Source organism: Cryobacterium sp. BB307 (assembly GCF_012274275.1).
Lineage (GTDB): Bacteria > Actinomycetota > Actinomycetes > Actinomycetales > Microbacteriaceae > Terrimesophilobacter.
This window is the reverse complement of sequence record NZ_JAANZA010000001.1, coordinates 506,545-524,123: the sequence shown is the minus strand read 5'-3', so window position 1 is coordinate 524,123 and position 17,579 is coordinate 506,545. Positions and strand designations below refer to the sequence as shown.

The following is a 17,579-nucleotide window of genomic DNA, read 5'->3' as shown; positions in this document are numbered from 1 at the left end:
CTACTTACCCTCTGGTTGTTGCCACGCAACATCTGCGTGCTCATCTTGCGCGCCTACCGCCTGCTGATCTCTCCTTTATATGGGGATGTCTGCCGCTACTACCCGAGCTGCTCCCACTACACCCTGCAGGCGATCCAGCAGCATGGCGTCGTGAAGGGAATCTGGCTTGGGGCCAGACGCATCCTCCGCTGCCACCCCTGGGCCGCGGGCGGCGTCGACGACGTGCCCGCGAACACCTCCGGTCGCTACCGGCTCACCTCTTTCGGCTTCGTAACCCTGAACCACGGAAAGGCCTGACTCCTACATGGACTTCATCGGCACCATCCTCTGGCCCATCAAGTGGGTCATCGAGGCGATCCTCGTCGCGTTCCACTGGCTGTGGACCAATATCGGACTCGACCCGGATGCCGGCCTGACCTGGGTGCTGTCGATCGTCGGCCTGGTCATCGTGGTTCGCGCCGCGCTCATCCCGATCACGGTGCGGCAGATCCGCAGCCAGCGCCGGATGCTTGAGGTCGCGCCTGCGCTGAAGAAGATCCAGGATAAGTACAAGGGCAAGCGCGACCAGTTCTCCCGCGAGGCGATGTCACGCGAGACCATGGAGGCCTACCGGAAGGCCGGGACCAACCCGCTCGCGTCCTGCCTGCCACTGCTTCTGCAGATGCCGATCTTCTTCGGGCTCTTCTCGGTACTTCAGAACGCCCAGAACGAGGGCGTCGGTGTCGGGATGCTCAACCAGGAGCTGTCGGAGTCGTTCGCGCGCTCCGAATTCCTCGGCGCTCCCCTGCGCCTGTCGATCTCCACCGCAGACGGCAACATGTCGGTGATCATCATCGCCATCATCATGGTCATCCTGATGACCGGTTCGCAGTTCATCACCCAGCTGCAGATCATGTCGAAGAACCAGTCGCCGGAGATGAAGGCGAGCCCGATGTACAAGCAGCAGCGCATCCTGCTGTACATCCTTCCGCTCGTCTTCCTGTTCTCGGGCTTCACCTTCCCGCTCGGCGTCATGACCTACTGGTTGGTCTCGAACTTCTGGACCATGGGTCAGCAGTTCATCGTCATCCGGAACCTGCCGACCCCCGGTAGTGAGGCGGCGCTCGCTCGTGAGGCGCGGCTTGCCAAGAAGCGCCAGCGCAAGGGCATCACGATCGTCGAGACCGACGATCCGGCAACGCCGGAGGCGCCCAAGCCCACACAGCGACAGCAACCCGTCAACCCCAAGAACCGCAAGAAGAAGAAGAGGTAGCGACCGTGACGCAGCTCTCCCCCGAGACCGACGGCATCGAGCCCGGCGCCGACGACATCCGCCCCACGGTCAGCCAGCTTGAAGAAGAAGGCGACGCCGCAGCGGACTACATCGAGGAACTCCTCGACGTGGCCGATTTGGATGGCGACATCGACATCGACGTTCGCGACGGACGTGCCTACGTCTCCGTCACGTCAACCAGCGACAGTAACCTCCGACTGCTGTCGAAGCCGGACACCGTGAGCGCCCTGCAGGAGCTGGCCCGCATCGCGGTACACACGCGCACGGGCGCCTTCTCGCGGCTCATCCTTGACATCGGCGGCTCGCGCGAGGCTCGTCAGGCGGAGCTGGTCGCCCTCGTCGAGCGAGCGATCCAGCGCATCGAGGACGGTGCGGCATCCGCATCCCTCCCCCCGATGTCGTCGTACGAGCGCAAGGTCGTGCACGACATTGTCGCGGGCGAGGGCTTTGTCTCGGTCTCTGAGGGCGAGGGCCGCGACCGGCACACCGTCATCACCGCCAAGTGACGCATGTTTCACGTGAAACATCATGAGCTCGGTTGAGGCAGAGCCGGCCGTCGCGGCGCAACTCTTCGGCGACCGGATCGAGCTGGCGCGAGCCTTCACGGCCGACCTCGCCCGGCGCGGTGACGAACTCGGTTTGATCGGACCGCTCGAACTCCCCCGGCTCTGGACTCGGCACATCCTGAACTCTGTGCTGCTCGCCCCGTTGCTTCGGCCGGGTCGGGTGGGCGACGTCGGAAGTGGCGCTGGCCTTCCCGGGCTCGTGCTTGCCATCGCCCGCCCGGATGTCGAATTCGTGCTCATCGAGCCGATGGAGCGCCGCGTCGAGTGGCTCGAGCACGAGAGCTCGTCCCTTGGGCTGGACAATGTCGAGGTCGTTCGCGCACGCGCCGAAGAGGTGGAGTTCTCCCCCTGGCTGGACCAGGTCACGGCCCGCGCCGTCGGCGCGCTCTCCAAGCTGATCCCGATCACCGCCCGACTGGTGCGCAGCGGCGGCGAGCTGCTGCTTTTCAAGGGTGCGAGCGTGGAGAAGGAAGTCGACGCGGCGGCCAAGGCCATCCGGAAGGCGCGGCTGAGCGATATCGAGATCATTACGCTCGGTGCTGGGCAGGTCGCCGAGGTAACGCGCGTCTTCCGATCTACAGTGGATTGACGGCGAGGGCTCGCCTCGCTCAGCAGGGCTACAGGGCAGAGGTCGTGAGAAATTGATCCTCGGACTAAGAAGGTTTCACGTGAAACATCAGGACAAGGCGGTCGCCACGGCCGCCGACCAGGCATCGAGCGCGGAGACGGAGCACGCTGCCGTGGCGGACGTACCGCCGGCGGACGATGCTGAACAGCACGGGTTCGATCGCGGCGAGGTCGGGGCGCCGGTCTGGACAGGCGATGAATCGACGGCAATCGCCGTCGATTCAACCGGCACGACAACCGTGCTGACCGCGGACACTCCCGCGCCCGTCGGTGACATCGCCGACGCCGAGCCCATCGAAGACGAAATTGACGCCGATGTGTCCGAGCCGGAAGTCGCCGACGAGTTCGAAAAGCCCGCTGCCCCCGCGGACCCCGCGGAGGAGTTGACGGAATCGGCGGAGCCCGTAGTGGAGCCTCCCCTGGAGCGAACGACCGCCACTCCCGCATCCGAACGCCCCGCATCCGGTTTCGATGAATCCACCCCCCTCGCCCGCGAACTCGCCGAGATCACACGCCGTCGGCAGCTGCTCTCGTCCCAAGATCTGCCCCTGCCTACGAAGACACGGATCTTCACGGTCGCCAACCAGAAGGGCGGGGTCGGCAAGACCACCACCACCGTGAACCTGGCGGCAGCGCTCGCCCGCACCGGAGCGCGTGTGCTCGTGATCGACCTCGACCCGCAGGGTAACGCCTCCACCGCGCTCGGCGTCGAACACCGGTCAGAGACGCCCAGCGTCTACGAAGTGATCATCAACGATCTTCCGATGGCGAGCGTCGTGCAGAAGAGCCCCGAGTTTGAGGCGCTGTACTGCATTCCGGCCACCATCCACCTTGCGGGCGCCGAGATCGAGCTGGTCTCGCTCGTTGCGCGCGAGCAACGGCTGCGGAGCGCTCTCGAAACCTTCCTCGAGGAGTCCGATGACGCGTTCCACTACGTCTTCATCGATTGCCCCCCTTCGCTCGGGCTGCTCACAATCAATGCGTTCGTGGCCGCGAACGAGGTGCTCATCCCGATTCAGTGCGAGTACTACGCGCTCGAGGGCCTGAGCCAGCTGCTCAACAACATCCAACTCATCGAGCGTCACCTGAACCCGACGCTGAATGTGTCGACCATCCTTCTCACGATGTACGACGCACGCACCAACCTCGCCAACCAGGTCGTGCAGGATGTTCGCGAGCACTTCCCGAACGAGGTTCTTCAGACGCTGATCCCCCGTTCCGTGCGGATCTCCGAGGCGCCCAGCTACGGGCAGAGCGTCATCAGCTACGACACGAACTCGCCTGGATCCCTTTCTTACCTTGAGGCAGCGGCGGAGATCGCCCGCAGAGGAGCACCAAACTGATGGCAAAGCGAACCGGACTCGGCCGAGGCATCGGCGCACTCATCCCCACCGATACGGGGTCCGCGCGTCCCGTCGACGTCTTCTTCCCGTCTCCCGCAGCCCGCGCCGAGCCGGAGGTCGAGGGACTGATCGCTGTTCCCGGTGCTCGACTGGCCAATCTGCGCCCAGAGGAGATCGTTCCCAACGCCGTCCAGCCGCGCACGGAGTTCGACCAGGAGAAGCTCGATGAGCTGATCGCGTCGATCCGGGAGGTCGGCGTGCTCCAGCCGGTGGTCGTGCGTCCGATCTCGGATGCCGCGGACGGAGCCCCCAAGTACGAGCTGATCATGGGCGAGCGCCGCTTGCGAGCGACCAAGGCGCTCGGCCTGGACACGATCCCCGCCGTCATCAAGAACACGAACGACGATGCGATGCTGCGCGACGCTCTTCTCGAGAACCTGCACCGGGCGGACCTCAACCCGCTGGAGGAGGCGTCCGCCTACCAGCAGCTGCTCGCCGACTTCAACATCACGCAGGACGAGCTCGCAACACGCATCGGTCGGTCGCGCCCGCAGATCACCAACACAATCCGCTTGCTTCGCCTGCCCGACTCGGTGCAGAAGAAGGTCGCTGCCGGGGTGCTGAGTGCAGGCCATGCGCGCGCTGTGCTGTCTGTCGGCGAGGATTCGCAGGCCATGGAGCGACTAGCCGACAAAATCATCAACGAGGACCTCACGGTACGTGCCGCCGAGGCCGCGGCCGGCCAGGTCTCGGTCAAGCCGGCCAAGAAGGTCAAGCCGACGGCTGGCGGACGCCAGGGTCAGCTGAACGAGATCGCCGACCGGTTAGGTGACCGACTCGATACGCGAGTGAAAGTTACGTTAGGTGCGAAGAAGGGCACCATCGTGATCGATTTCGCGACGGTCGGCGACCTGAACCGCATCCTGGGTGAACTGGGAGAGCCCGGCTTCAACTGATCCCGCATCCTTGCGAGGGGTCAGAAAGCGGCCTTCCTGGCGCGGGGAAGGACCGTTTGCGACCTCTCGGGAAGGCGTGTGCGCTCGAGTGTGGTTGATCCTGTCGAAACGCTCCCAAAAACCAACCCTGATCAGGGGTTTTCCTTCGCTACCTCAGGCCAGGTTCGCGTGCGCATCTCGCAGCGCGAGTTCCGCGTTAACCACGATGGAGAGCCTGCGGACACCTTCCCGGATGAACTCGGGAGTCGGATAGCAGAACGACAGTCGCATGTTGGCGGCGCCGTCCCCGTCGGAGTAGAACGCGGTCCCGGGTGTGTAGGCGACAAGCTGCTCAATGGCACGCGGCAGCATCGCGCGCGAATCGAGACCCTCTGGCAGGGTGAGCCACACATAGAATCCGCCGGCGGGTACCGTCCACTCGCACCCAGGCAGGTACTCCTCGAGCGCAGACAGCATGGCGTCACGGCGCTCTCGATACAGACCCCGGAACGTGTCGATCTGGCCTCGCCAGTCTGCGCTGGCAAGGTACTCGGAAATGACCAGCTGGGAGAAGTTGCTCGGAGACAGGACCGCGGCCTCGTTTGCGAGCACCAGCTTGTCCTTGATCGCGGTCGGTGCGAGCACCCAACCGACCCTGAATCCCGGCGCGAGCGTCTTCGAGAACGTGCCCAGATAGATGACACCATCTGAATCGAGCGAGCGCATCGCCTGCGGCGGCTGATCCTCGAAGTACAACAACCCGTAGGGGTTGTCCTCGATGACCAGAATGCCGTTCTCGCGAGCGATTTCCAGCACCTCGACGCGTCGCTGCGCACTGAGAGTCAAGCCTGCCGGGTTGTTGAACGTGGGCACGGTGTACAGGAACTTCATCCGACGGCCGGCGGCGCGCAACCGGGCGATGTGCTCTCTCAGCGCAGAGGGGATCAGCCCGTGCTCATCCATCGGAACATGGTCGATCGCGGCCTGGAAAGACTTGAAGACGACGAGGGCCGTGACATAGCTCGGTCCCTCGGCCAAAACCACATCGCCCGGGTCAAGGAAGAGCTTCGCGATCAACTCGAGCGCGTGTTGCGACCCTGTCGTGACGACGACGTCGTCGGCGTTGGCCCTGATGCCCTCGAGCGCCATGACGTCGAGGATCTGCTCGCGCAACTTGGGGACACCCTGCCCCGAGCCGTACTGCAGCGCGACCGGCCCCTGCTCGCGCATGACCCGGTCGATCGCGCCGGAGACCAACTCGGGCGGCAGCGCCGACACGAACGGCATACCACCAGCCAGCGAGGCAACTTCCGGTCGTGATGCGACGGCGAAAAGGGCTCTGACCTCGGATGCGCTCAGTCCGGCAGTCCTTGCCGCGTAGCTGTCATGCCACGGGTCAAGGTTGGTGGTGTCGCTGCCGAGGCGGCCAGAGGTCATTGCTGCGCGTCCCTTCTTGGTGTGTAAACAAGGGTACGCGCCCCGGCTGGGGCTGAACTCCGCTGAGGAGCAGCCCCGCCCGGCGATTCTTACGCCAGGAACTCGGCCAGGTCCGCCTCGAGCGCGGGCTTCGGCTTGGCGCCGATCACGGTCTTCACGACCTCGCCACCTCGGTAGACCTTCATCGCCGGGATCGACGTGATCTGGTACTTCGCCGCCATCTGCGGGTTGTCGTCGACGTTGAGCTTGACGACCTCGATCTTGTCGGCGTGCTCGATGCCGATCTGGTCGAGAATCGGGGAGACGGCGCGGCAGGGGCCACACCATTCGGCCCAGAAGTCGACCAGAACGGTCTTGTCGGAGTTGAGTACCTCGTCTGCGAAGGTTGCGTCGGTGACGTTCTTGCTCACGGTTTGTTCTTCCTTACTTCGGTGGTCCGGACTACGCCGGGACGGTGGTCAGATTCTTGGGGAGAGCGGCCAGGTAGTGCTCGGCGTCAAGCGCGGCTACGGTTCCAGAGCCGGCCGCGGTGACCGCCTGGCGGTAGATGGGGTCGAGCACGTCACCGGCGGCGAACACGCCGGGCACGCTCGTGCGCGAGCTGCGCCCATCGACCCACACCGTGCCATCCTGGGTGAGTTCAAGCTTGCCGTGCACCAGGTGCGTGCGCGGGTCGCTGCCGATAGCCACGAACAGGCCGTCCAGGTCGAGCGTGGTCTGAATGCCGTCAACGGTGTCGCGAAGGGTGACGGATGCGACTGACGCGCCGCCCTCGATCTTCTCGACGGTCTTGTTGTACAGGAACTCGATCTTCGGGTTGTCGAATGCGCGTTCCTGCATGATTTCGGATGCGCGGAGCGTCTCACTGCGGTGGATGATGTACACCTTGTCGGCGAACTTGGTGAGGAAGGTCGCTTCCTCCATGGCCGAGTCGCCGCCGCCGACGACTGCCACCTTCTTCTCGCGGAAGAAGAACCCGTCGCAGGTCGCGCACCAGGAGACGCCGTAGCCGCTCAAGCGGTCTTCGCCCTCGACCCCGAGTTTGCGGTAGGCGGAACCGGTGGCGTAGATCACCGCGAGAGCCTCTTCGACTCGACCGGAACCGAGGGTCACCTTCTTGACCGGCCCGCTCACGTCAAGGTCGACGACGTCATCCAGGACGATCTCGGTGCCGAACTTCTCAGCCTGCGCACGGAACTTCTCCATCAGGTCGGGACCCATGATCCCGTCCGGGAATCCGGGGTAGTTCTCGACGTCAGTCGTGTTCATCAGCTCACCGCCCGCTTGCACGGAGCTGGCGATCAGCAGTGGGGCGAGTTTGGCGCGGGCAGCATAGATCGCTGCCGTGTAGCCAGCGGGCCCAGAGCCGATGATGATGAGTTGGCGCACGTATATCTCCTTGTCGCTGCCGGGTATAACACATCCTACGGACGCACTATTCCGCCTCCGGACGACTCAGCGGGAACGGCTGAAACGCTCGGTAAGGGAACGCAGCACGGGGGCGAGCTCCGAATTTTTGAACAGCGCGAGCAAGCCGACGTAGATGAGCGACATGAGCGTGCCGAGACCGACGATGGTCAGGGCAGCTGCCCCCATTCCGGATAGTGCGAAGCCGGCAGGCCAGAGGCCGCCGAGCAGCCACAGCAACCCGAAGCCGACGACTCCGGCCGCGAGAGCGGCGCCGAGGTATTCGAGGTAGCGAACGGCGATCCGGCGCCCGTCGATAGAACCGAGCTTGCGCCGCAGCACCGCGAACGTGATGACCAATTGTGCTGTCACGGCGATCGAGGTGGCGACCGCGACGCCGACGCCGATCCACTCCAACGGCAGGGTGCCCGCCACAAGCGCGCCGGCGACGAACACCGATTGCTTGGCGACCTCGATCAGAAACACGGTTCTCGTGTCCTCGAGGGCATAGAAGACGCGCTGCATGACGAAAACAGCGCTGAACGGAACGAGACTCAACAGCAGGGCGATGATGACGTTGCCCATCGCCCGGATCTTGTCGACATCGCTCTCGAAGAAGACACTCACCGGGTATGCGACGACCATGAGCGCGATGGTCGCGAACACCATCACGAGCCCGATCGAGCGCAGCGACGAGGACACATCACTGCGCACGCCAGCGAGATTCCCGGCACTCGCGTGGCCGCTCATGCGAGTGAAGTAGGCGGTGACCAGCGATACCGTCACCACCGAGTGCGGGAGCATGAAGATCAGGAACGCGTTCTGGAGCGTTGTTGCGGATGCGCCGGCACCAGCTGCCTGGAAGACCACCTGCGTCTGGACGATTCCGGCGATCTGAGTGACGAGGATCATCGCGAAGGCCCACGATGCCGTGCGTCCGGTTCGGGAGAGGCCGACACCGCGCCACTTGAAGTCCGGTCGGAAGCCCAGGCGAGCGCGCTTCCAGAACACACCGAGGATGAGCGCTTGCGCCGCGACGCCAAGCGTCGCACTCGCTCCGAGCAGTCCGACCATGCCTGGGGTCCAGACATCCGGACTATGGAATTGGGTCCCCGACCCGAACAGCACCTGGAAGGCGACCAGCCCCGCGATGGCGACGACGTTGTTGAGGATCGGAGCCCACATGAACGGCCCGAAGACGCCGCGCGCATTGAGCACCTCACCCAGCAGGGTGTACAGCGCATAGAACAGGATCTGCGGAAGACACCAATAGGCGAACGCCGTCGCGAGGGCGAAGACCTCGGGGTCGGGATCATTGGTGTACAGATCGATCAGCAGTGGTGCGCACAGAGTCGCGATGATTGTGAGGATCACGAACACTGTGATCCCGAGCGTCACGAGTTTGTTGATGAAACGCTGCCCGCCATCCGCGTGCAGCGCCGACCGCACGATCTGCGGAACCAGCACGGCGCTCAGCATGCCGCCGGCAATGAGGGCATAGATGTTGTTCGGCAGACCGTTGGCGATCGTGAAGGCGTCGGCGGCCGCGCTGCCGACCTGGCCGATCGTCGCAGCGAGGACCGCAGCCTTGACGAAGCCGAGGATGCGGGAGACGATCGTGCCGGTCGCCATCACGGCGCTGGCGCGGCCGATCTTCGAGTCCGGCACGCCGGCGGCGTCGTCGGTCTCGCTCACGCGGCCTCCTGTGCCGGTTCCTGCACGGCACGCCGTCGTTTGCGAATGGTCCGAATCACACCGGCGATGAACATCACCACGACGATAGCGGCGAGCACCCAGGTTGCCGCGGTTTCCCACCCCGCTTGGACATTCAGCGACACCGTCACCGGCTGCGAGATCGGCACGGCAGCGGGGCTCGACAACGTGACCACCGTGCGCACCTGGCCGTTGGCCACCGTTTGCACCGGCACGAACGCCTTCGCCTGCGAGTTCGCCTCGATCGTGAGCACGATCGGGTCCTCCGTGACGTTCAGGATGGCGCGCGCTGGCTTCACCGAAACGTGCACGGTCGCGGGATAGGCGAGAGCGTTGCTCACGGTGATCGGCAGGGGCCCGTTGTCGGAGAGCAGGTTGACGGTGCTGCCGCTGGGGATGCTGATCGCATTCAGGATGTCGAACCCGTCCGTGCGGAACTGCTCAACCAGCGCTGCGCCGCCGGCAACATCAAGCGCCCACTGGTTGGACACCGTGGCCAGCAGGGCGAGTCGCCTCGGGCCGGTGAGCTGGGTGGGGTCGGCGAGCACCGTCGCGAAGTTGGCGACGGCCGCCTCGGTCTGCAGGAGCGAGTTCACCGTCGCCATTCGCGGGTCGTCGGCAAGCTCCTGAGAGACCGTTGCAGCGCTGGCACCGGCGGCCATGGTCTCGGTCAGGACTGCTTCATTCACCCAGGGGAAGGACTGGAGTGCCTGGAAGGTCTCGGCGAAGCGCGGCGCGTCAGCCGCCCGGTTGAGCGCGGCGAACACGGGCGAGCCGGGATGCGTCTTGGCCAGCTCAGCCGTCGAGGCTGCAAGCTGCGCCATCGTCGTCTGCCAGGCCGACATCGACGGTGCCACGACCGCCTCGGAGATCAGATTCGCGACGATGTCGTCCGAGACGATACCGGCGGTGCCGTCGATGGAGACCGCGGAGGTGAAGCTGTCCCGGTCGATCCCGGATGAGCTGAGCAGCGTTGTCGTGTAGCCCGCGGCGGTGAAGGTGGCCAGGTCGGGCGTCGTGACGGTGTCTGGCCGTGGCCAGGCGATTCCATCGATCGTGTACGGCCACGCGAGGACCTCATCGACGGGCGGTGCCGCCGGGTCAACCGGTGCCGGGGTCGCCGTTGCGCCTTCCTGCGCCGGGACGGCAGCCGGATCCATGCGGAATGCCACGGGGGTCAGGACTCCCGCGCCTGATTGCGACAGCAGTCCGAGGTCGGAGTCGGCATAGCTGAGCGCGAAGGTCTCGTTGGGGACCGCCGCCAGGCGCGCGAGCCATGCCGTTGCCGACGGCGGAGCGTTGGTGCCGAGCAGCCTGATCGACGCGATGATCATCGGGTCAACGCCGATGGCGACACCGCTCGTCACGTACTCGTCCAGCATCCGGCTGAGCTGACCGGTTGGGGCGGTGTAGTCCCCTAGTTGTGTGGCGTCGAGAAGGCCGGATGCCGGTGGCGGCACGGTGAGCGCGGCGGCGGCGGACAGCGAGAACGATGGTGTGGATCCGGGGTTCCACACGATGGCGCCCTCCTCCACCGTCGGCTCGCCGCCCGGCGGTGAGTACCGGACCTGAATCGGGTAGCTGCCGAACTCGGCGAGCCCCAGAGCATCGGCGGCAACGCTGAGACTGAACCCGCGAGACTGCGCGGCGCCGATCGCCGGGACGCTGGCGGTCGCAACGGCGGCCCCCACCTCGAGGGCTGGCGGCTCTTCTGCGGTCAGCCATTTCAGGAGCTCCGCTCGGTCGGTCACCGGCGTGCGTGCGACGTGCAGGGTGACCGCCGCCGCATCGGTTGCCGCGCCGTCGTTCACGACGGTTCCGTTCACAACCAGGTCGGCTTCCGGTCCGATGACGCCGTTGCCGGCGGGGGTGATGGTCAGCGAGACGCCGTCGACGGCGGCCGCCGGGGCGAGCGGGGCCACCGCGCCGGTCACGGCAAGGCCGAGGGCGAGGAGTAGCGGAAATATTCTCATAGGCGCGAGGGAAGGTCCCGGGATTCCGTGGCCGACCTCCAGCGAGTCTATTCGCGTGCGCCCTCGATAGTCTTGGGCGCATGGAAAGCGTCGCCACCGCAATCGCGCGCCTTGGCGAACTTGCCGCATCCCCTCACGTCAGCGCTCTGGCCCGCGCCTTCGCTGATGCGGGCGAAGAGTTAGCCCTAGTTGGCGGCCCGGTACGCGACGCCTTCGTCGGAACGGCCATCAATGACCTCGATTTCGCGACGAATGCGCGACCGGACCGCATCCTGGCGCTTGTGCGGCCGATCTCTTCGACCCAGTGGGATATCGGGCGGGCCTTCGGCACGATCGGTGCGCTGATCGACGGTCACACGGTCGAGATCACCACCTACCGCTCGGACGCGTACGACGGAGCGACCCGCAAACCGGTCGTGGAATTCGGCGACACGCTCGAGGGCGACCTCCTACGCCGCGATTTCACCGTGAACGCGATGGCGCTGCGTCTTCCGGAGATGAAGCTCATCGACCCGTCCGGCGGCATCGAGGACCTGATGTCCCGTCGCCTCACGACGCCCGGCAAGCCCGAGGTCTCGTTCGGCGACGACCCGCTCCGGATGATGCGTGCCGCACGGTTCACGTCGCAGTTGGGCTTCACCGTGGCCGAGCCGACTGCCGTCGCGATGCGCGATCTGGCCGAGCGCATCAGCATCGTCTCGGCCGAGCGCATCCGGGATGAGCTGAGCAAGCTGCTGCTGACCGCCCGCCCCCGCCCCGGTCTGGAACTGCTGGTCGCGAGCGGCCTGGCCCAGCATGTCTTGCCAGAGTTGCCGGCGTTGCGGCTCCAGGTTGACGAGCATCATCACCACAAGGACGTCTACGAGCACAGCCTTACCGTGCTCGACCAAGCCATCGCGCTCGAGGAACAGCGGCATGCGGGTGCCGCACCCGACCTCACCCTGCGTCTCGCCGCGCTGCTGCACGACATCGGCAAGCCCGCGACCAAGCGCATCGAACCTGGCGGGTTGGTGACCTTCCACCACCACGACGTCGTCGGGTCGAAGCTCGCGGCGAAGCGGTTGCGCGAGCTGCGCTTCGACAAGGAGACGATCACCGAGGTCGCGCGGCTCATCGAGCTGCACTTGCGGTTCTTTGGCTACACGGAGGGCGCCTGGACCGATTCCGCGGTGCGACGATACGTGCGCGACGCTGGCGGGCTGCTCGAGCGGCTGCACATCCTCACCCGTGCCGACGTCACGACCCGCAACCGCCGCAAGGCGAACCGGCTCGCCAGCGCGTACGACGATCTCGAAGAGCGCATCGCGACGATCGCCGAGCAGGAGGAGTTGGACGCCATCCGGCCAGACCTCGACGGCGAGGAGATCATGAAGGTGCTCGGGCTGCGCCCGGGCCCGGAGGTGGGTGCGGCGTACCGGTTCCTGCTGGAGCTGCGTCTCAACGAGGGGCCGCTCGGGGCGGAAGAGGCGACCCGTCGCCTGCGCGAGTGGCGCGCATCCGGCTCCCCCGCCTGACCCTCACGTAACCGCCAATTGCCCACTTCCGCCCCACTTTTCGGTGTCTTCAGGGGCCGAAGTGGGCAACTCGGCGGGCGCTTCAGGCCGCGGCGCGGGGGTGGTCGGTGATGAACTCCTCGAGCAGCGCACGCGCCTCGGGGTCGGGGTGCTGCGTCGCCGGTGACTTCATCAGGTAGGCGGATGCCGCCTCGAGCGGCCCGCCCAGCCCAGCGTCGAGCGCCAGCTTCGCGAGCCGGATGGCGTCGATCACCACCCCAGCGGAGTTGGGCGAGTCCCACACCTCGAGCTTGTACTCCAGGCTGGTCGGCGCGTTGCCGAAGCCGTGGCCCTCGAGCCGTACGTACGCGAACTTGCGGTCCCTCAGCCACGGCACGTGGTCGCTCGGGCCGACGTGGACATCCCGCGGGTTGAGTTGGGCGCTGATGTTGCTGGTGACCGCCTGGGTCTTGCTGACTTTCTTCGACTCCAGCCGGGACCGTTCGAGCATGTTCTTGAAGTCCATGTTGCCGCCGACGTTCAGCTGGTAGGTGCGGTCGAGCACGAGGCCCCGCTCCTCGAACAGCCGCGCGAGGACGCGGTGCGTGATGGTCGCCCCGAGTTGGCTCTTCACGTCGTCGCCGATGATGGGAACGCCGGCCCGCTCGAACCGCGCCGCCCACTCGGGGTCGCTGGCGATGAACACCGGGATGGCGTTGACGAACGCGACACCGGCGTCGAGCGCCGCTTGCGCGTAGTGCTTCGCCGCCTGCTCGGAGCCGACGGGCAGGAAGCACACCAGGACGTCCGCTCCGGATGCGCGCAACGTCTCGGTCACGTCCACTGCTGCCGCCGCCGACTCCTGCACGCTGTCGCGGTAGTACTCGCCGAGACCGTCGAGGGTCGGACCGCGCTGCACCAGCACACCGGTCGCCGAGACCTCTGCGAAGCGCATGGTGTCGTTGTTGCCCGCCCAGATGGCGTCCGCGATGTCGACGCCGACCTTGGTCGCGTCGACGTCGAACGCGGCAACGAACTCGAGGTCACCGACGGCCCACCCCCCGAGGCGGTTGTGCATGAGTCCCGGGATCACCGCATCCGCTGCAGCATCGCGATAGAACTCCACCCCCTGCACCAGCGCGTTCGCGCAGTTACCGACACCGGCGATGGCAACACGAAGACTCATTGGGTGAAAGCACTCTCCTTGCTCGAGAAAGGGGGATCTGACTACACTAGGCAGGTTGCGCGTACGTCGTTGACGTCGCGTGATGATGCCAAAACCCTCCTGTCACAGACCGTCTGTGGCCGTTCTAGTCCAAAGGAGGTGGGTTAGTTATGCATCAGTACGAACTCATGGTAATTCTCGATCCGGAGATCGATGAGCGCACCGTGGCACCCAGCCTGGACAAGTTCCTGGGCGTCATCCGCAACGCGGGTGGCACCGTCGACAAGGTCGACATCTGGGGCAAGCGCCGACTCGCATACGAGATCAACAAGAAGAGCGAGGGCATCTATGCCGTCGTTCAGTTGACCTCGGATGGCGTTGCCACCAAGGAACTCGACCGCCAGCTGCGTCTCTCCGAGGCAGTCATGCGCACCAAGGTCCTTCGCGCGGAAGAGGCGATCGCCCAGGTCGCAGCCGCAGAGAAGGCCTCCGCTGAGAAGGCCGCTCGCAAGAGCGCCAAGGCCGCGGAGTAAGCCATGGCAGGCGAAACCGTCATCACCGTTGTCGGCAACCTGACCGCCGACCCGGAACTGCGCTACACGCAGAACGGGCTCGCGGTGGCGAACTTCACCATCGCATCCACGCCGCGTACGTTCGACCGTCAGTCGAACGACTGGAAGGACGGCGAGACGCTGTTCATCCGGGGCAGCGTGTGGCGCGAGTTCGCCGAGCACGTCGCAGGTTCGCTGACCAAGGGCAGCCGTGTCATCGCACAGGGCCGCCTGAAGCAGCGCAGCTACGAGACGAAGGAAGGCGAGAAGCGCACGAGCCTGGAGCTCGAGGTCGATGAGATCGGCCCCAGCCTTCGCTACGCGACCGCGCAGCTCACGCGCACTTCTGGCGGCGGCGGGGCACGCTCCACCGGCGCCGACGAGCCGTGGGCGGCAGCCGCACCGGTCGACTCGTCATCCGGTGACGTGTGGAACACGCCCGGCAACTACAACGACGAGACGCCGTTCTAACGGCCTCGATCACGATCTAACTAAGGAAGACCAATGGCAGGAAAGTCAAGCGGCGACCGCCGCAAGCCACTCCGTGGTGCCAAGGGCGGCAAGAACGCCGCCCCGGCGAAGTCCATCCGGGTCGGCGTCATCGACTACAAGGATGTCGCTACCCTTCGCAAGTTCATCTCCGAGCGGGGAAAGATCCGCGCTCGCCGCATCACCGGTGTCTCCGTGCAGGAGCAGCGCCTCATCGCCCGCGCCATCAAGAACGCGCGTGAGATGGCCCTGCTGCCGTACGCGGGCTCGGGCCGTTAGGAGGCGCGGAGAAATGTCCAAACTGATTCTGACGCACGAGGTCACCGGCCTCGGCGCACCCGGCGACGTCGTAGATGTCAAGAACGGGTACGCCCGGAACTACCTGATCCCTCAGGGCTTCGCTGTGGCGTGGACCCGCGGTGGCGAGAAGCAGATCGAGTCGATCAAGGCCGCCCGCGCCGCGCGCGAGCACGCCACGATCGAGGAAGCCCAGGACCTCAAGGCGCGCCTCGAGGCCAACCCGGTCAAGCTGACCGTGAAGGCCGGCGCGGGCGGTCGCCTGTTCGGTTCGGTCAAGACGTCGGATGTCGCGGACGCGGTCTCCGCGGCCGGCATCGGCGAGATCGACAAGCGCAAGGTGGAGATCATCTCCCCCATCAAGTCGACCGGTGACCACGAGGCCACCGTTCGCCTGCGCGACGAGCTCGTGGCGACGATCACCCTTCAGGTGGTCGCAGCCAAGTAGGGCGCGCGTAGCATCACACGCCGACGGCGGATCCCATCCTTGGGGTCCGCCGTCACCCATTTGCGGCGCGAATGGGGGACACCTGTGGACAAAATCTGGAAGAACGCCCCAAACCCTCAACCGCAACTGTAAACAAGTTTCTACACACATGCCGTGGATAAGAAAAAGGCTGATCAAAGGCACTTTTGCTAAGGAAAGCCGCAATCCGTCCACAGATCTCTCCACAGCTTCCCCACACAGGTTGTCGGCGTTTCTCGCAAATTATCCACAGGCCCGTCCACAGGTGTAGTTGTGGCCCGGGCATCCGGATTCCTAAGGTTTAGCAGCGCTCGCCAACGCGGGCGCAACCCACGAATGTCGTGGGCGGGGGATACAACTTGAAGCACGGCAGCGGCTCGACGCAGTGGCTGCCCGATCGGTCCCCTGTGAGCGTGGAGGTGTGAATGTCGATAGCCCATCTCGGCTTGGCTGGCGAACGCCCCTCTGACACCCGCCAGGGTGAACGTACGCCCCCGCACGACCTGCTCGCGGAGCAGAGCGCGATCGGCGGGATGCTGCTCAGCAAGGACGCAGTCGCTGATGTCATCGAGACGGTGCGGTCGACAGACTTCTACATCCCCAAGCACGAGCGCATCTTCGAGGCGGTGCTGTCGCTCTACTCGCACGGCGAGCCGACCGACGTCATCGCGGTGACCGACGAACTCACCAAGTCCGGGGAACTGAGTCGCGCCGGGGGCGCCGAATACCTGCACACCCTGACCGCTCTGGTGCCGACGGCGGCGAACGCCGGCTTCTACGCGAGCATCGTCGCCGAGAAGGCCGTGCTGCGCCGCCTCGTCGAGGCGGGCACCCGCATCGTGCAGATGGGGTACGCGAGCGAGGGCGAGGTCGTCGACCTGGTCAACAACGCTCAGGCCGAGATCTATGGGGTCACCGGCGGCGTCCAGGCCGAGGACTACGTGCCGCTAACCGAGGCTGTCACCGTCGCAATCGATGAGATCGAGGCGGCCAAGGGCAGCGACGGATCCATGACGGGGGTTCCGACCGGCTTCGCTGAACTCGACGAATTGACGAACGGCCTGCACCCTGGACAGCTCATCATCGTCGCCGCGCGCCCGGCGCTGGGTAAGTCGACACTCGCGCTCGATTTCGCTCGCGCGGCGGCTATCAAGCACGACATGCCGACGATCATCTTCTCGCTCGAGATGGGGCGCAGTGAGATCGCGATGCGCCTGCTCTCCGCGGAGGCGGCGGTGCCACTGCAGAGCATGCGCAAGGGAACCGTCGACAGCCGCGACTGGACCACCATCGCAAGCACACGCGGTCGCATCAACGACGCCCCGCTGTACATCGACGACAGCCCGAACCTCACCCTCGTCGAGATCCGGGCCAAATGCCGCCGGCTCAAGCAGAAGGTCGGCCTCAAGATGGTCGTCATCGACTACCTGCAGCTCATGACGAGCGGCAAGAAGGTTGAGTCGCGTCAGCAGGAGGTCAGCGAATTCTCCCGCGCCCTGAAGCTGATGGCGAAGGAACTGCAGGTTCCGGTCATCGCGCTGTCGCAGCTGAACCGTGGTCCGGAGCAGCGCGCCGACAAGATGCCCGCGCTCAGCGACCTGCGCGAATCCGGGTCACTCGAGCAGGACGCCGACATGGTCATCCTGCTGCACCGCGAGAGCGCCTACGAGAAGGACAACCCGCGCGCCGGCGAGGCGGACTTCATCGTCGCCAAGCACCGCAACGGCCCGACGCGCACCGTCACGGTGGCATTCCAGGGGCACTTCTCGCGCTTCCTGGACATGGCGCCGATCTAAGCCTCGAAGCCTGCGGCGTTAGGCTTGGCTGGTCCGTTCTAGTAATCG

The 17,579-nt window shown here is 65.5% G+C and carries 18 protein-coding genes; 12 read left to right on the top strand and 6 right to left on the bottom strand.

The genetic code is table 11. The features are described from left to right. Positions 1–18: 18 nt before the first annotated feature. The 6 genes from yidD (at position 19) to HGK58_RS02565 (ending at position 4,765) form a co-directional block, all read left to right on the top strand. A complete protein-coding gene (gene yidD, locus HGK58_RS02590) occupies positions 19–297 on the top strand; it encodes a membrane protein insertion efficiency factor YidD (RefSeq protein WP_349236109.1) in 279 nt (92 codons plus the stop codon). A 7-nt stretch (positions 298–304) separates the two neighbouring features. After that, positions 305–1,252 carry a membrane protein insertase YidC gene (yidC, locus tag HGK58_RS02585; RefSeq protein ID WP_168625973.1) on the top strand — a complete coding sequence of 316 codons (948 nt, stop codon included), beginning with the start codon at positions 305–307 and terminating at the stop codon, positions 1,250–1,252. A gap of 35 nt (positions 1,253–1,287) precedes the next feature. Further along, positions 1,288–1,779 carry a R3H domain-containing nucleic acid-binding protein gene (locus HGK58_RS02580; protein WP_349236161.1) on the top strand — a complete coding sequence of 164 codons (492 nt, stop codon included), beginning with the start codon at positions 1,288–1,290 and terminating at the stop codon, positions 1,777–1,779. A 22-nt stretch (positions 1,780–1,801) separates the two neighbouring features. After that, positions 1,802–2,428, top strand: coding sequence for a 16S rRNA (guanine(527)-N(7))-methyltransferase RsmG (gene rsmG, locus HGK58_RS02575; protein WP_168625971.1), 627 nt, complete (start codon positions 1,802–1,804; stop codon positions 2,426–2,428). 457 nt (positions 2,429–2,885) lie between these two features. Then, positions 2,886–3,809 carry a ParA family protein gene (locus HGK58_RS02570; RefSeq protein ID WP_168626857.1) on the top strand — a complete coding sequence of 308 codons (924 nt, stop codon included), beginning with the start codon at positions 2,886–2,888 and terminating at the stop codon, positions 3,807–3,809. Further along, positions 3,806–4,765 carry a ParB/RepB/Spo0J family partition protein gene (locus HGK58_RS02565; RefSeq protein ID WP_168626856.1) on the top strand — a complete coding sequence of 320 codons (960 nt, stop codon included), beginning with the start codon at positions 3,806–3,808 and terminating at the stop codon, positions 4,763–4,765. The genes HGK58_RS02570 and HGK58_RS02565 overlap by 4 nt, the downstream gene beginning before the upstream one ends. Before the next feature lie 153 nt (positions 4,766–4,918). Here the strand turns inward: HGK58_RS02565 and HGK58_RS02560 are convergent, their stop codons facing one another. The 5 genes from HGK58_RS02560 to HGK58_RS02540 form a co-directional block, all read right to left on the bottom strand. Further along, positions 4,919–6,181 carry a PLP-dependent aminotransferase family protein gene (locus HGK58_RS02560; protein WP_168625970.1) on the bottom strand — a complete coding sequence of 421 codons (1,263 nt, stop codon included), beginning with the start codon at positions 6,179–6,181 and terminating at the stop codon, positions 4,919–4,921. An 89-nt stretch (positions 6,182–6,270) separates the two neighbouring features. Then, on the bottom strand, positions 6,271–6,591 hold the full coding sequence (gene trxA / locus HGK58_RS02555) for a thioredoxin (protein ID WP_168625969.1): 321 nt from the start codon (positions 6,589–6,591) through the stop codon (positions 6,271–6,273). Between the two features lie 31 nt (positions 6,592–6,622). Next, positions 6,623–7,570 carry a thioredoxin-disulfide reductase gene (gene trxB, locus HGK58_RS02550; RefSeq protein ID WP_168625968.1) on the bottom strand — a complete coding sequence of 316 codons (948 nt, stop codon included), beginning with the start codon at positions 7,568–7,570 and terminating at the stop codon, positions 6,623–6,625. Positions 7,571–7,636: 66 nt separating this feature from the next. After that, entirely contained in the window at positions 7,637–9,283 is a 1,647-nt protein-coding gene (gene murJ / locus HGK58_RS02545; RefSeq protein WP_349236108.1) for a murein biosynthesis integral membrane protein MurJ, read from the bottom strand. Continuing rightward, positions 9,280–11,274, bottom strand: coding sequence for a DUF6049 family protein (locus HGK58_RS02540; RefSeq protein WP_168625967.1), 1,995 nt, complete (start codon positions 11,272–11,274; stop codon positions 9,280–9,282). The genes murJ and HGK58_RS02540 overlap by 4 nt, the downstream gene beginning before the upstream one ends. A gap of 80 nt (positions 11,275–11,354) precedes the next feature. On the opposite strand from HGK58_RS02540, the gene HGK58_RS02535 reads away from it, so the two are divergent. Then, positions 11,355–12,788: a CCA tRNA nucleotidyltransferase gene (locus HGK58_RS02535; protein ID WP_168625966.1), complete on the top strand. Its 1,434-nt coding sequence runs from the start codon at positions 11,355–11,357 to the stop codon at positions 12,786–12,788. An 82-nt stretch (positions 12,789–12,870) separates the two neighbouring features. Here HGK58_RS02535 and HGK58_RS02530 read toward each other — a convergent pair whose 3' ends face one another. Beyond that, positions 12,871–13,953, bottom strand: a complete 1,083-nt coding sequence (locus HGK58_RS02530; RefSeq protein ID WP_168625965.1) for an inositol-3-phosphate synthase — start codon at positions 13,951–13,953, stop codon at positions 12,871–12,873. 149 nt (positions 13,954–14,102) lie between these two features. Between HGK58_RS02530 and rpsF the strand changes: the two genes are divergently transcribed. The 5 genes from rpsF (at position 14,103) to dnaB (ending at position 17,531) form a co-directional block, all read left to right on the top strand. Beyond that, positions 14,103–14,465, top strand: a complete 363-nt coding sequence (gene rpsF, locus HGK58_RS02525) for a 30S ribosomal protein S6 (RefSeq protein ID WP_168625964.1) — start codon at positions 14,103–14,105, stop codon at positions 14,463–14,465. Positions 14,466–14,468: 3 nt separating this feature from the next. Next, positions 14,469–14,954: a single-stranded DNA-binding protein gene (locus HGK58_RS02520; protein WP_168625963.1), complete on the top strand. Its 486-nt coding sequence runs from the start codon at positions 14,469–14,471 to the stop codon at positions 14,952–14,954. Positions 14,955–14,987: 33 nt separating this feature from the next. Next, complete coding sequence (gene rpsR / locus HGK58_RS02515; protein ID WP_168625962.1) at positions 14,988–15,251, top strand: 30S ribosomal protein S18; 264 nt, start codon at positions 14,988–14,990, stop codon at positions 15,249–15,251. A gap of 13 nt (positions 15,252–15,264) precedes the next feature. After that, complete coding sequence (gene rplI / locus HGK58_RS02510; protein WP_168625961.1) at positions 15,265–15,717, top strand: 50S ribosomal protein L9; 453 nt, start codon at positions 15,265–15,267, stop codon at positions 15,715–15,717. Between the two features lie 443 nt (positions 15,718–16,160). Further along, entirely contained in the window at positions 16,161–17,531 is a 1,371-nt protein-coding gene (gene dnaB / locus HGK58_RS02505; RefSeq protein ID WP_168625960.1) for a replicative DNA helicase, read from the top strand. Positions 17,532–17,579 lie beyond the last annotated feature (48 nt).